Annotated in this window: 15 protein-coding genes; 12 read left to right on the top strand and 3 right to left on the bottom strand. The window is 71.1% G+C overall.

What is annotated here, in order from left to right; genetic code table 11:
• Positions 1–7: 7 nt before the first annotated feature.
• Complete coding sequence (gene araA / locus ACGFWE_RS27665; protein ID WP_393602459.1) at positions 8–1,537, top strand: L-arabinose isomerase; 1,530 nt, start codon at positions 8–10, stop codon at positions 1,535–1,537.
• Between the two features lie 23 nt (positions 1,538–1,560).
• Positions 1,561–2,283 (top strand): L-ribulose-5-phosphate 4-epimerase AraD, encoded by a 723-nt coding sequence (gene araD, locus ACGFWE_RS27660; protein ID WP_393602457.1) that lies wholly within the window; start codon positions 1,561–1,563, stop codon positions 2,281–2,283.
• Between the two features lie 45 nt (positions 2,284–2,328).
• On the opposite strand, the gene ACGFWE_RS27655 is transcribed toward araD, so the two are convergent.
• Positions 2,329–2,712 carry a hypothetical protein gene (locus ACGFWE_RS27655; protein ID WP_352387500.1) on the bottom strand — a complete coding sequence of 128 codons (384 nt, stop codon included), beginning with the start codon at positions 2,710–2,712 and terminating at the stop codon, positions 2,329–2,331.
• A 475-nt stretch (positions 2,713–3,187) separates the two neighbouring features.
• Here ACGFWE_RS27655 and ACGFWE_RS27650 point away from each other — a divergent pair, with 475 nt between their 5' ends.
• The 10 genes from ACGFWE_RS27650 to ACGFWE_RS27605 all read left to right on the top strand — a co-directional run bounded on the left by ACGFWE_RS27650 (position 3,188) and on the right by ACGFWE_RS27605 (position 11,672).
• The gene (locus ACGFWE_RS27650) at positions 3,188–4,843 is read left to right on the top strand and encodes an FAD-dependent oxidoreductase (RefSeq protein WP_393602455.1); all 1,656 of its coding nucleotides are present in this window, start codon (positions 3,188–3,190) and stop codon (positions 4,841–4,843) included.
• A gap of 147 nt (positions 4,844–4,990) precedes the next feature.
• The gene (locus ACGFWE_RS27645; protein ID WP_352387496.1) at positions 4,991–5,365 is read left to right on the top strand and encodes a hypothetical protein; all 375 of its coding nucleotides are present in this window, start codon (positions 4,991–4,993) and stop codon (positions 5,363–5,365) included.
• Positions 5,366–5,484: 119 nt separating this feature from the next.
• Positions 5,485–6,183 (top strand): class F sortase, encoded by a 699-nt coding sequence (locus tag ACGFWE_RS27640; RefSeq protein WP_352387494.1) that lies wholly within the window; start codon positions 5,485–5,487, stop codon positions 6,181–6,183.
• 166 nt (positions 6,184–6,349) lie between these two features.
• Positions 6,350–7,507, top strand: coding sequence for a SchA/CurD-like domain-containing protein (locus tag ACGFWE_RS27635; protein ID WP_393602452.1), 1,158 nt, complete (start codon positions 6,350–6,352; stop codon positions 7,505–7,507).
• Positions 7,508–7,573: 66 nt separating this feature from the next.
• On the top strand, positions 7,574–8,026 hold the full coding sequence (locus ACGFWE_RS27630) for a cupin domain-containing protein (protein WP_352387490.1): 453 nt from the start codon (positions 7,574–7,576) through the stop codon (positions 8,024–8,026).
• Positions 8,023–9,291, top strand: a complete 1,269-nt coding sequence (locus ACGFWE_RS27625; protein ID WP_352387488.1) for a beta-ketoacyl-[acyl-carrier-protein] synthase family protein — start codon at positions 8,023–8,025, stop codon at positions 9,289–9,291. The genes ACGFWE_RS27630 and ACGFWE_RS27625 overlap by 4 nt, the downstream gene beginning before the upstream one ends.
• A complete protein-coding gene (locus tag ACGFWE_RS27620; protein WP_393602450.1) occupies positions 9,288–10,538 on the top strand; it encodes a ketosynthase chain-length factor in 1,251 nt (416 codons plus the stop codon). The genes ACGFWE_RS27625 and ACGFWE_RS27620 overlap by 4 nt, the downstream gene beginning before the upstream one ends.
• 42 nt (positions 10,539–10,580) lie before the next feature.
• A complete protein-coding gene (locus ACGFWE_RS27615) occupies positions 10,581–10,838 on the top strand; it encodes an acyl carrier protein (RefSeq protein WP_352387485.1) in 258 nt (85 codons plus the stop codon).
• 1 nt (position 10,839) lies between these two features.
• Positions 10,840–11,319 carry an SRPBCC family protein gene (locus tag ACGFWE_RS27610; protein WP_352387483.1) on the top strand — a complete coding sequence of 160 codons (480 nt, stop codon included), beginning with the start codon at positions 10,840–10,842 and terminating at the stop codon, positions 11,317–11,319.
• 20 nt (positions 11,320–11,339) lie between these two features.
• Positions 11,340–11,672 carry a TcmI family type II polyketide cyclase gene (locus ACGFWE_RS27605; RefSeq protein WP_352388042.1) on the top strand — a complete coding sequence of 111 codons (333 nt, stop codon included), beginning with the start codon at positions 11,340–11,342 and terminating at the stop codon, positions 11,670–11,672.
• 46 nt (positions 11,673–11,718) lie between these two features.
• Here ACGFWE_RS27605 and ACGFWE_RS27600 read toward each other — a convergent pair whose 3' ends face one another.
• The gene (locus tag ACGFWE_RS27600) at positions 11,719–12,771 is read right to left on the bottom strand and encodes a methyltransferase (RefSeq protein ID WP_352387481.1); all 1,053 of its coding nucleotides are present in this window, start codon (positions 12,769–12,771) and stop codon (positions 11,719–11,721) included.
• A 42-nt stretch (positions 12,772–12,813) separates the two neighbouring features.
• Positions 12,814–13,872, bottom strand: a complete 1,059-nt coding sequence (locus tag ACGFWE_RS27595) for a right-handed parallel beta-helix repeat-containing protein (RefSeq protein ID WP_352387480.1) — start codon at positions 13,870–13,872, stop codon at positions 12,814–12,816.
• Positions 13,873–14,127: the final 255 nt, after the last annotated feature.

The raw sequence follows: 14,127 nt of genomic DNA, 5'->3' as shown, positions 1-14,127 counted from the left end.
AACCGTCATGGACAGCAACACCACCACCGACATCACCGCCCACTCCGGTCAGGAGATCTGGTTCCTGACCGGCAGCCAGGGCCTGTACGGCGACGACGTCCTGCAGCAGGTCGCCCAGCAGTCCAAGAACATCGCCGACATCCTCGGCGGCCCCGGCAAGATCCCGGCCCGCATCGTGTGGAAGCCCGTCCTCACCGACGCCGACTCGATCCGCCGGATGTGCCTGGAAGCCACCACCTCCGACAGCTGCGTCGGCGTGATCGTGTGGATGCACACCTTCTCCCCGGCCAAGATGTGGATCGCCGGCCTCAGCGCCCTGGACGTGCCCCTGCTGCACCTGCACACCCAGTACAACCTGTCGCTGCCCTGGCCCAGCATCGACATGGACTTCATGAACCTCAACCAGGCCGCCCACGGCGACCGCGAGTTCGGCCACATAGAATCCCGCGTCGGCGTCGACCGCAAGATCGTCGCCGGACACGCCACCGACCCCCGCGTCATCCGCCGCATCGCCGCCTGGACCCGCGCCGCCCTGGGCCGCCACGCCTCACGCACCCTGCGCCTGGCCCGCTTCGGCGACAACATGCGCGACGTCGCCGTCACCGAAGGCGACAAGGTCGAGGCCCAGCTGCGCTTCGGGTTCTCCGTCAACACCTACGGCGTCAACGACCTGGTCGCCGTCGTCGACGCCGTCGAGGACAAGGCAGCCGCCGAACTCGCCGCCGAGTACGTCGAGTCCTACGACGTCGTGCCCGCCCTGCGCCCCGGCGGCATCCGCCACGACTCCCTCCTGTACGCGGCCCGCCAGGAGATCGGCCTGCGCACCTTCCTCACCGAGGGCGGCTTCACCGCCTTCACCACCAACTTCGAGGACCTCGGCGGCCTGCGCCAGCTCCCCGGCCTGGCCGTCCAGCGCCTGATGGCCGACGGCTACGGCTTCGGCGGCGAGGGCGACTGGAAGACCTCCGCCCTGCTGCGCACCCTGAAGGTCATGGGCCAGGGGCTGCCCGGCGGCACCAGCTTCATGGAGGACTACACCTACCACCTGGGCCCCGGCACCCCCCGCGTGCTCGGCGCGCACATGCTGGAGGTCTGCCCCTCCATCGCCGCCGACCGCCCCAGCTGCGAGATCCACCCGCTGTCCATCGGCGGCCGCGAGGACCCGGTCCGCCTGGTCTTCGACGCGGCCGAAGGCCCCGCCGTGGTCGTCGGCCTCTCGGACCTCGGCGACCGCTTCCGGCTGACCGCCAATGCCGTGGACGTCGTAGGCCCCAGCGAGCCCCTGCCTCAGCTCCCCGTGGCCCGGGCGGTGTGGAAGCCGCGCCCCTCGCTCGCGGAGTCGGCCGAGAGCTGGCTGCTGGCCGGCGCCCCGCACCACACCGTCCTCAGCTCCGCCGTCGACCTCGAAACGCTGACCGACTACGCCTCGATGGCCGGCGTCGAACTCCTCACCATCGACGAAAACACCCGCACCGAGCAGTTCGCCAAGGAAATCCGCTGGAACGCCGCCTACCACCGACTGGCCCAGGCCCTGTGACCGGCATCGAGGGAGACAAGAGCGTGCGTGTCCGCGAGGGTCTGCGCCAGGAGGTCCTGGAGGCCAACCTCACCATCCCCCAGGTCGGCCTCGCGACCCTGACCTGGGGCAACGTGAGCGGCGTCGACCGCGAGGCGGGAGTCTTCGTCATCAAGCCCTCCGGGGTCCCCTACGAGGCTCTGACGATCGACGACCTGGTGACGGTCCGTCTGTCCGACGGCGCGGTCGTCGGAGGCCACCTGCGTCCGTCCACCGACACCGAGACCCACCGCTGCCTCTACCGGGCGTTCCCCTCCATCGGCGGGGTCACCCACACCCACTCCACCCACGCGGTCGCCTTCGCCCAGGCCCACCGCGACATCCCCGTCCTCGGCACCACCCACGCCGACACCTTCAACGGACCCATACCCGTCACCCGCGACCTCACCAAGCAGGAGTGCGCCAAGGACTACGAGTACAACACCGGCCAAGTGATCGTGGATCTGCTGGACGGAGATGATCAGCGGGCCGTCGAGGTTCCCGCCGCCCTCGTCGCCGGCCACGGCCCCTTCACCTGGGGCGCCACCGCCCGCAAGTCCCTGGAACACGCGATCATCTGCGAGGCCGTCGCCGACATCGCCCTCCACACCATGTCCCTCAACCCGACCGCCCCACCGCCCCAGCACCTCCTGGAGCGCCACTACACCCGCAAACACGGCCCCGACGCCTACTACGGCAACCCGGAGGCCCCGCTCCCGAGACAGTGAGCGGCGAGAGCGGGGGCCCGGCCGGACCGGGCCCCCGGTCTCGTTCTACTGGTCGAAGTAGCTGAGATCACCCACGGTCCACGCGCTGACGTCCTTGATCGCGACGCGGTACATGCCTCCCGTCTCCGGGATACCGAGGCTTCCCTGCAGGATCCGGGCGAGATGGAAGTGCAGATGGGTGGGCTGGGCGGGCGCCCCGTCGTGGTCGGGCCGGTCCCCTCCCGGGTCACGGGAGAAGACGTCGGAGAACGGGCCGAGGCGGTCCGAGTCCTTCAGCACCTCCGCCACGCGCTCCCGCCACACGGCCTCAGGAGCCAGCCGGCCGGTGATGACGGCACCGCCGACGACCACGGTCAACGACATCTGATTGCTTCGCTCGGACTCCACAGCGGTGGAGAGGGCGACGAGCAGCTCGTCAGGGTTCGACATGAGAGCAGATCCTATTCAGTCCCGGAACCGGCCTGCGGTCCGGGCCAGCAAATCTACTCTTGCCAGAGTAGACATCCTGAGCCGACATGGTTACGCTTCATATCGTAGACATGGTCGAAAGAGACCCGGCAGACACGAACTGGCGGGTAGTGGTAGACGAAGTTCGCAGGTCAGTGCGGCTCTCGAGCCTCGAAGCCAAGGCGTTCCCAGGATGGCGACGAGGCTGAGGGCCGCACTGGGCGGCTCGCACATCAAGGAGCCGCCGGCGCAGTACCGATCCTCCGGGGCCCCGATGCCGTACGGCATCGGGGCCCCGCGCGCGTCGAAGCCGCCGTCACGTCGAGTGCCCGCCGACTCGGGGAACCGGGCGTGTTGAGCGGGTGAAGCCTGTGCCCGTGGTCGTGTCGCGGGGCATGCATGAAGCTCGCCGCCGCACCCGGACGAGTCGGCGGACACGACGCGCTGGAGGCGAGTGATGAACCAAAGAGCTGCCCAAGCCGAACCCACCACCCACAGGGTCCCCGTCCTCATCGTCGGCGGTTCCCTCGTCGGCCTGTCCACCTCGGTCTTCCTGGGCCGACTGGGCGTACCGCACATGCTGGTGGAGCGGCACGCCGGCACCTCCATCCACCCCCGTGGCCGCGGCAACAACGTGCGCACCATGGAACTGTTCCGGACGGCCGGCGTCGAGCCGATGATCCGTCAGGCCGCGGCCACCCTGGCCGACAACCACGGGATCCTGCAGACGCCCACCCTGGTCGGCGACGCGGGCGAGTGGCTGTTCAAGGAGATCGACGCGGGCGGCGGACTGGCCCGCTTCAGCCCCAGTTCATGGTGCCTGTGCAGCCAGAACGACCTGGAGCCGGTCCTCCTCGACCACGCCACGCGGCTCGGCGGCGATCTGCGGTACGCCACCGAAATGCTGTCCTTCGACTCCGGGCCCTCCGGCGTCACCGCGATCCTCAAGAGCCGGGAGACCGGCGAGCACACCACCGTCCTGGCGGACTACCTCGTCGCCGCCGACGGCCCCCGCAGCCCCGTCCGCGAGCAGCTCGGCATCGGCCAGAGCGGTCCCGGTGACCTGTTCAGCAACGTCAGCATCACCTTCCGCTCCCGCCGCCTCGCCGACGTCGTCGGCGAGCGCCGGTTCATCGTCTGCTACCTGACCGACCCGGAGGCCGACGGCGCCCTGCTGCCCGTCGACAACCGGGAGAACTGGGTCTTCCACGCCCCCTGGCACCCCGAACACGGCGAGACGCTGGAGGAGTTCACCGACGAGCGGTGCATCGACCACATCCGCCGCGCGGTCGGCGTCGCCGATCTCGACGTACAGATCACCGGCCGGGCCCCCTGGCACGCCGCCCAGCGCGTCGCCCGCAGCTACCGGTCGGGGCGCGTCTTCCTGGCCGGCGACTCGGCCCACGAGATGTCCCCCACCGGGGCGTTCGGCTCCAACACCGGTATCCAGGACGCGCACAACCTCGCCTGGAAGCTCGCCGCGGTCCTCGGCGGCTGGGCCGGGGAGACGCTCCTCGACTCCTACGACGCCGAGCGGCGCCCGGTGGCGGAGGCGACCAGCGCCCGCGCCGCCGCCCGGTCGGCCGAGCACAGCCACCCCGGCTACGCCCCGCCCCCCGGCACCGGTGGCGGCCCGCAGCGCGGCATCCTCAACGTGGCCCTCGGCTACCGCTATCCGCAGGGCGCGGTCGTGGGCGCCGATCCCGCGACCCCGGTCGTCCCGGACCGCCTCGACCTGTCCGGCGAACCCGGCAGCCGGGCACCGCACCTGGCGGTGCGCCACCAAGGGGAACGGATCTCCACCCTGGACCTCTACGAACGCTCGCTCGTCCTGCTCAGCGACGCCGAGGCAGCGAGCGGCTGGCACGAGGCCGCCGTCCGCCTCGCCGCGGAGACGTGCGTCCCGCTGACGTCGTACCGGCTGGGCGAGGGACCGGGCGCCGAGCTGACGCCCGAGGGCGGCACGGACTGGTCGGCCGCGCACGGTACGACGCCCCAAGGCGCCGTACTGGTAAGGCCCGACGGGTTCGTGGCCTGGCGGTCGCAGGGGCCGGTCGCGGATGCCGAATCGACGCTGCGTCAGGTGCTGAGCACCCTGCTCGGATCCGTCTGACATTCCCCCGGATGCGGGTGTGTTCACCCGGGTGAGCGCCTTGAGTGGTGGCGGACGCCCGGGTGACTGACGGTGGATCACGTCGGGGGCGGGCCACCTCAGCTGACGAAGCAGCAGCTGCCCGGCCACCGACGGAAGGAACGTCACATGCGCTCTGCCCGCATCCTCCTGACCACGGCGGCGGCCTCGGCCGTCCTCGTTCTCGGCGCACCCGGCGCTCACGCGGCCGGGGACGACTGGGATTCGTCGGACTCCTCCTACAGCAAGGAGCACACCAACCCCAAGTACGACCCGGAGACCTACAAGGACAAGGACAGCGAGCAGGGCCGGGAGTCCGGTGGCGGCAAGCACGACGGTGGCGGCTGGAGCGGCAGCCACGAGAAGCCCAGCGGCGGCATGCACACCGGCGGCGGCGGGCTCGCCTCCCCGGCGGTCACCACGGGCGGCCTCGCCATGCTGGTGGTCGCCGGAACCGGCCTGTACGCGGCACGCCGTAAGAAGTTCGCCGGAAGCATGGCCTGACCGATGCCGGACGCGATAGCCGCCGTGGCCGCCACGCGTGTGCCGCGTGGCGGCCCGGCCGGCCCTCCCCGTGCCCCGTCCGCCTGATTTGCTGCCGTGCCCTGGTGAGGTGGTGCCCGATGGCAGTTCGTCCTTCTCCCCCCGCAGACAGTCCCGGCCAGGACGATCCCGCCCCGACCGGGGACGGGTCCCACACCAAGCTGATGCTGGCCGCCACGGCACTCCTGGTGCTGGCCGTGATCCTGTTCGGCGGAAACGACGGGTCGTCCGCCGACGCCCCCCGGCCGCCGCGGGCCCTGCCCACCGCCGTATCGGCTCCACCCGCACCGCCCGGACAGGCGGCCGGGCAGCCGGCCGGCAGGCAACTGCCGCGGTCCAGACCCGAACGCCTGCTCATTCCGAAGATCGGGGTCGACGCCCCCTTCACGGACCTCGTCATCGGCCCCACCGGCCGGCTCGAACCTCCTCCCGCCGGCGACACCAACCTCGTCGGCTGGCACGCCAAGGGCGTCTCCCCCGGGGAACCGGGCACCGCGATCATCGCCGGCCACGTCGACACGAAGACGTCGGCGGCCGTGTTCGTGAACCTCGGCGAACTGGAGGAGGGGGACGTCTTCCACGTCGACCGCGCCGACGGGCGCCGAGCGTCCTTCGTGGTCGACAGCGTGGAGACGTTCGAGAAGGACAACTTCCCCAGCCGGCGCGTGTACGACGACACGGCCCGGCCCGAGGTGCGGCTCATCACCTGTGCGGGTGACTACGACCGTTCGGCGAAGGACTACACGGACAACCTCGTGGTCTTCGCCCACCTCCTCTGAGCCCCCCTCACCCGCCCCGCCCCGCCCGGCTCCCGGGCCGCCGGTCACCCCCACGGTGCATACGAGTCGCGCGCTTCCCGGGGCGGGCTGACGATCGAGGAACGCCGACGTCACGCCCCGTGGCCGACGTTCGCCCGCCTTAGCCCCCGAAGGAGATGTGCGCAGGATGACCACCACGTCCGACCGTGTTTCGAAAGCGCCCACGCAACAGGCGTCGCAGCGAGTCTCCCAGTCCGTGTTCGACGGCTCCAGGCTCCGTGTCGTCCTGCTGGTCGACGTCTACGACGGGGCCCAGCAGCAGTTCCTGGAGGCGTACGAGAGTCTGTGCAGTCAGGTCGCCTCCGTTCCCGGACATGTCAGCGACCAGCTGTGCCAGTCCATCGAGAACCCCTCCCAGTGGCTCATCACCAGCGAGTGGGAGAGCGCCCCGCCGTTCCTCACCTGGGTCAACAGCGAGGAACACGTGCGGATGGTGCAGCCGCTGCACAGCTGCGTCCGGGACACCCGGTCGCTGCGCTTCCACATCGTCCGCGAGACCGGCGGCCCGGCGGTGCCGACCGGGCCCGGGAAGCGCCGACTCCAGGCGGCGCCCAGGATCGGTGACGGGGTCATCCGCCACGCGCTCACCTTCACCGTCAAGCCGGGCAGCGAGACCACCGTCGCCGAGATCCTCGCCGGCTACACCTCGCCGGAACCGCGGGTCGACGACACCACCCGGCTGATCCGCACCTCCCTCTTCATGCACGGCAACCGGGTCGTCCGGGCCATCGAGGTGCGGGGCGACCTGCTCGCCGCGCTGCGCCACGTCGCCCGCCAGCCCGAGGTGCGGGCCGTCGAGGAAGCCATCAACCCCTATCTGGAGCAGGACCGGGACCTGGACGACCCCGAGTCCGCCCGGGTCTTCTTCACCCGCGCGGCGCTGCCCGCCGTCCACCATGTGACGGCCGGACAGGAGAGCCCGGAGGCCGTGCGGCACGCGCTGTACTACCCGGCCCGCGAGGGCCGCGGCATGCAGCTGGCCGAGCTGCTCGCCCGGCAGGACGAGGCGGCGGCGGACGATCCGCGGGGACCGGTGCTGCGCAGCACCATCTTCCAGCGCGACGACGTCGTGATGCGCCTGGTCGACGTGCGCGGCCCCCTCGACGGCGACCCCGGCCCGGTGCTCGGTCTCACCGATCACGGCCGGGCGGCCGAGCTGACGGCGCTCCTCGACGGCGAAGCCCTCGGGGTGGACGGTCCGGCCCTGCGGGACAGCACCCCCGCCCACCTCCTCGCGGTCTCCCGCATGGACCTCGTCACCGACCGCCGCGCGCCCGAGGCCTGATCCACCTGCTCGGGCCGTGACCGGCCACGCCCTCATGTCGAAGCAGCACATGTTCGGAGGAACCTCGTGATCAAACGTCATCCCGGAGTGGTGGACCTCAGCGAGGTCGAGCCCAACACCCGGCGCGGGGGCGATCTGCGCGCCCTGCTCACCCCCACCACGGTCGGCTCCACCAGCGGTTTCATGGGTGTGGCCATCGTGCAGCCCGGCGACCGCATCGCCGAGCACTACCACCCGTACTCCGAGGAGTTCATCTACGTGGTGTGCGGGCAGCTCGAGGTGGACCTGGACGGTGAGCCCCATGAACTGCGGCCCGAGCAGGGGCTCCTGATCCCGTCCCACATGCGGCACCGCTTCCGCAACGTCGGCAACGTGGAGGCCCGCATGGTCTTCCACCTCGGCCCGCTGGCCCCGAGCCCGCCGCTCGGGCACGTCGACACCGAGGACGCCGACGGGGTGCCGATCCCCGTGGACGCGGTCCACGCCGGGGCGGCCGAACAATCCGGGTTGCGCTCATGAACAGGCGCGTGGCGGTCACCGGCATAGGAATCGTCGCTCCGGGCGGTATCGGCGTCCCGGCGTTCTGGGACCTGCTGACCAGCGGTCGTACGGCGACCCGCGGGATCACGTTCTTCGACCCGTCGGAGCTGCGTTCGCAGATCGCCGCCGAGTGCGACTTCGACCCGGCGGCCCACGGACTGGACGCGGAGCAGATCGCCCGGAGCGACCGTTACCTCCAGTTCGCCCTGGTCGCCGGCGAGGAGGCGGTACGGGACTCCGGCCTCGACCTGGCCGCGGAGAACCCGTGGCGGGTCGGGGTCTCGCTGGGCACCGCGGTCGGCGGCACCACCCGGCTGGAGCACGACTACGTCCTGGTCAGCCACGGCGGGCAGCGCTGGGACGTGGACCCCCGGGAGGCAGGTCCGCACCTGCACCGGGCGTTCTCCCCCAGCACTCTCGCCTCGGCGGTGGCGGAGCGGTTCGAGGCGCGCGGGCCGGTGCAGACCGTCTCCACCGGCTGCACCTCGGGGCTCGACGCCGTCGGATACGCCTTCCACACGATCGAGGAAGGCAGGGCCGACGTGTGCATCGCCGGCGCCTCCGACTCGCCGATCTCCCCGATCACCATGGCCTGCTTCGACGCGATCAAGGCCACCTCCCCCAGCAACGACGACCCCGCCCACGCCTCACGCCCCTTCGACGCCCGGCGCAACGGGTTCGTCATGGGCGAGGGCGGCGCGGTGCTCGTCCTGGAGGAACTGGAACACGCACGGGCCCGCGGCGCGCGCGTGTACTGCGAGATCGGCGGCTACGCCACGTTCGGCAACGCCTACCACATGACCGGTCTGACCGGTGAGGGCCTGGAGATGGCCCGGGCCATCACGGACACCCTCGACCAGGCCCGGCTCGACCCCACGGCGATCGACTACGTCAACGCGCACGGGTCGGGCACCCTGCAGAACGACCGGCACGAGACGGCCGCGGTCAAGCGGGCGCTGGGCGCGCACGCCTACGACACGCCCATGAGCTCCATCAAGTCCATGGTGGGCCACTCCCTCGGCGCGATCGGGGCGATCGAGGTCGTCGCCTGCACGCTGGCCCTGGCCCACCAGGTGGTCCCGCCCACCGCGAACTACGAGACCCCGGACCCCGAGTGCGACCTGGACTACGTGCCGCGCGTGGCCCGCGAGCGCAAGCTGCGCAGCGTGCTCTCCGTGGGCAGCGGGTTCGGCGGCTTCCAGTCCGCGGTGATCATGACCCTGCCGAGGGAGAGGACCGAATGAGCGCACCCCAACCCCGGCGCGCGGCCGTCACCGGAATCGGCGTGGTCGCGCCCAACGGAATCAGCACCGAGGCCTTCTGGAAGGCCACCATGGAGGGCGTCGCCGTCCTGGACCGGATCACCCGTGACGGGTGTGAGCACCTGCCGCTGCGGGTGGCCGGTCAGATCCGGGACTTCGATCCGCCCTCGGCGGTCGAGGAGCGCTACCTCGTCCAGACCGACCGGTTCACCCACTTCGCGATGGCCGCGGCCGACCTGGCGCTGGACGACGCCGGGCTCGGCCGGTCCGACACCGACGCCGCGCCGTTCTCCGTGGGCGTGGTCACCGCCGCCGGTTCCGGCGGCGGCGAGTTCGGGCAGCGCGAGCTGCAGCAACTGTGGGGCAAGGGAAGCCGGTTCGTCGGGCCGTACCAGTCCATCGCCTGGTTCTACGCCGCGAGCACCGGCCAGATCTCCATCCGGCGCGGCCTCAAGGGCCCCTGCGGGGTGGTCGCCTCCGACGAGGCGGGCGGTCTGGACGCCCTGGCGCACGCGGCGCGGGCCGTGCGGCGCGGCACCGACGTGATGGTGGCCGGCGCGACCGAGGCGCCGCTGGCCCCCTACTCGATGGTCTGCCAGCTCGGTTACGAGGAGCTGAGCACCGTCGCGGAACCGGACCGCGCCTACCGCCCGTTCACCACCGCCGCCTGCGGATTCGTGCCCGCGGAGGGCGGTGCCATGCTCGTCGTGGAGGCCGAGGCATCGGCCCGGGAGCGGGGCGTGCCCGTGCGGGCCACGCTGGCGGGACACGCGGCCACCTTCACCGGCGCCTCCCGCTGGGAGGAGTCCCGGGAGGGGCTGGCCCAGGCGATCCGGGGTGCCCTGGACGAGGCCGGGTGCGCACCGGAGGAGATCGACGTGGTCTTCGCCGACGCCCTCGGCGTCCCGGAGGCCGACCGTGCCGAAGCGCTGGCGATCGCGGACGCCCTCGGCCCGCACGGCACCCGCGTGCCCGTCACGGCACCGAAGACCGCCATCGGCCGGGCCTACGGTGCGGCGCCCGTGCTGGACGTGGCCGCCGCGGTGCTCGCGATGGAGCACGGACTGATCCCGCCCACCCCCAACGTCTTCGACGTCTGCCACGACCTCGACCTCGTCACCGTCCGCGCGCGAGCCACCGAGGCGCGTACGGCACTGGTCCTCAGCCGAGGGCTCATGGGGTCGAACGCGGCGCTGGTGCTACGGCGCGGTGCCGCGGACGCCTCCTAGCGAGGCTGCGCGAACACAACACCACACAAGGAGAGGAACGCCATGAGTGACCGCATCACCGTGGAAGAGCTGGCCGAGCTCATGAAGAAGGCCGCCGGCATCACCGTCGCCCCCGAGGAGCTCGAGCAGCGCAGCGACTCGGGCTTCGACGCCTTCGGCCTCGACTCGCTCGGTCTGCTCGGCATCGTGGGCGAGCTGGAGAACCGGTACGGCACCCCGATGCCTCCCGACGCGGAGAAGAGCAAGAGTCCCCGGCAGTTCCTCGAACTCGTCAACAGCGCGCTTCTGGCAGGAGCCTGAGATGACCGGACACACGCAGAACGAGATCACCATCGCGGCCCCGCTGGACCTGGTCTGGGACATGACCAACGACGTCGAGAGCTGGCCGCAGCTGTTCAGCGAGTACGCCTCCGCCGAGATCATCTCCCGGGAGGGCGAGCGGACCACCTTCCGGCTGACCATGCACCCCGACAAGGACGGCAAGGTGTGGAGCTGGGTCTCGGAGCGGGAGCCGGACCGCGACACGCTCACCGTGCGGGCCCGCCGGGTCGAGACCGGGCCCTTCGCCTACATGAACATCGTGTGGCAGTACGAGAAGGTCCCCGAGGGCACCCGGATGGTGTGGACGCAGGACTTCGCGATGCGGCCGGACGCACCGGTCGACGACGACTGGATGACGGACAACATCAACCGGAACTCCAAGGTCCAGATGGAGCTGATCCGGGACCGCATCGAGAAGGCCGCCGAAGAGCGCCGGCCCGTACAGATGCTGTCCGACTGAGCGGGACGGAGAACATGACGATGCACCAGTCCCTGATCGTCGCCCGTATGGCCCCGGAGTCGGCCCTGGACATCGCCAAGGTGTTCGAGGAGTCGGACCGCGGCGAACTGCCGCACCTCGTCGGGGTCGCCCGGCGCAGCCTGTTCCAGTTCGACGACGTGTACCTGCACCTCATCGAGTCCGAACAGGACCCCGGGCCCGCCATCGCCAAGGCGGCCGGACACCCCGAGTTCCGGGACATCAGCGAGCGCCTCGCGGCGTACGTCAGCGCGTACGACCCGGCGACCTGGCGGTCACCGAAGGACGCGATGGCGCGGTGCTTCTACCGCTGGGAGCGGGACGCCGCCTCCTGACCCGCCGTTCGCCGGGCACGCACCGCGCGTGCCCGGCGAGGGTCGGTCAGGCGGGGATCGTGCAGTCGAACGCGTGCAGATAGGGGTTGACCGGGCGGACGTCGTCGATGACCAGGCCCGCCTCCGTCAGCCTGCGGGTCAGACTCTCGGTGGTGTGCTTGGCCCCTCCGACGTTGAGAAGCAGCAGCAGGTCCATGGCGGTGCTGAACCGCATCGAGGGCGAGTCGTCGACGAGGTTCTCGATGGCCACGACCCGTGCTCCCGGACCGCCCGCCCCGATGACGTTGCGCAGGGTGCGGGTCGTGCTCTCGTCGTCCCACTCCAGGATGTTCTTGATGATGTACACGTCGGCCTGGACCGGGACGGCCGTACGGCAGTCACCGGGCACCAGGCGCACCCGGTCCGCGAGCGCGCCGCCCGGACGCAGCCGCGGGTCGGCGTTCTCCACCACGCGCGGCAGGTCGAGCAGGGTGCCGTGGAGCGACGGGTACTTCTCCAGCAGGCTCGCCACCACATGCCCCTGACCGCCACCGATGTCGGCGACGGACGTGCTCCCCGACAGATCGAGGAACTCGGCCACATCCCGCGCGGACTGCACGCTGGAGGTCGTCATGGCGCGGTTGAAGACGTCGGCCGACTCCGGGGCGTCCTCGTTGAGGTACTGGAAGAACTCCTTGCCGTAGAGGTCCTCCACGACGTTGCGGCCGGAGCGCACCGCCTCGTCCAGCATCGGCCACGCGGCCCAGGTCCACGGCTCGGTGCACCACAGCGCGATGGCGCGCAGGCTGTTCGGATCGTCCTCGCGCAGCAGCCGGGACATGTCGGTGTGGGCGAAGGTCCCGTCCCGCTGCTCGGCGAAGATGCCGTAGCAGGACAGGGCGCGCATGAGCCGTCGCAGCGTCCTGGGTTCTGTCTTCACCGCGGCCGCGAGGTCCTCCACGGCCAGGGGGCTGTCGTCGAGGGCGTCGGCGACGCCCAGCCGGGCGGCCGCGCGGAGGGCGGCGGCACAGGCCGCGCCGAACACGAGTTCCCTGAGCCGCATGGACGGCGGCGGGGTCTGAGCGGCCTCGGCCGTCCGAGTGGTCTGAGCGGTCGTCATGGGCCGCCTTTCTTCTTCGAGTTCCTGGATCGCCATGGCCGGTCAGCACATTCCGGCGGGCCTGGAGGCCCGGCAGGTGTTGTGTTCGAAGGTGTTGTCCTTGCCCGCGTCCGTGTTGACGAGGTCCGCCGGGGCGTTGTCCTCCAGCACGTTGTCGGAGATCCGGTTCCGTTCGCTGGGGGTGCCCACGAAGCTCTTGAACAGGACGATGCCGCCCGACAGCGAGGAGGCGCCGGCGTTGCCGATGACGCGGTTGCCCGTCACCAGAGCGTCCTCGGTACCGGTCAGCACGATGCCGGAACCCTGCAGCGCGTCCAGCCGCGCGGTCTTCGGGCACGACTTGTTGTTCTTCACGACGGAGTTGTCGCGCACGGTCAGCGCGCCGGCCCGCGGCTTGTTCTCGTCGCCCACGACGAAGACGCCCGCGCAGTTGCCGGTGAGGTGGTTGGCCGCGACGGTGAGGTTCCTCAGGCGCCGGACGGTGAGGCCGATCCGGTTGCCCTCCAGGCGGTTGTGCTCGACCAGGGTTCCCCCGGTGTCCGCGGCGCCCGCCTCCTCCTTGATGGTGTTGGCGAGGAACAGGCCGGCGTCGCCGTTGTCCCGGGCGGTGTTCTTGCGGAACACCCCGTGCACGGAACGCTCCTGGGCGATCCCCCACACGCCGTTCTTCACCGCGGTCACGTTCCGTACGGTCAGCCCGTCGGTCGCCATGGCGAACACGCCGGTACTGGTGAAGCCGGTCACGGTGAGGGAGGCGATGGTGACGCCCTCGACGTCGTGGTCCTTCGTACCGAGTACGCAGATGCCGTTGCCGGCCTCGGCACACTTGCCGGTCTTCTTCGGGGCGGGCTCGATGACGGTGCTGCGGCCCATGCCGCTCAGGGTGATCCCGGGCGTGCTCACCATGACGCTCTCGCGATAGGTACCCGGGGTCAGCAGGACGGTGTCGCCCGGCTCGGCGGCGTCCACCGCCTGCTGGATCGACTCTCCGGGGAAGACCACGTGGGTCATCTGGTCGGCGGCGACGGGCGGGGCGGCCCCGAACACCGCCCCGATGATCGCCACAGTGCATGCCAGGCGGGAGATATGAAATCTCATCATATTCGGCACGGTATGGCCTGAAAGGTCGTAAATGAGCGGGATAGTCCATCCGGGGGCGTGTCACGGGTGCGGTCCGCCGCGGGCGCCGGATGTGACGTTCATCGTGATCGCGGGGTTCCGGGGCGTTCGCCGCCGTGCCGGCCCCCGATGCCGATGACCCCGGCAAATCCGCCATCACCGGAGGTCACAGGGCTGCGGGCGGAGCGCGCGGGAGGTAGGCGGCGCCCAGGGGAGCGCAATATCTGCGCCCGCTGA

Source organism: Streptomyces sp. NPDC048523, from assembly GCF_043199815.1.
Classification (GTDB): domain Bacteria; phylum Actinomycetota; class Actinomycetes; order Streptomycetales; family Streptomycetaceae; genus Streptomyces.
Note: the sequence above shows the minus strand (reverse complement) of the source record. Positions and strands in the feature narration are given on the sequence as shown.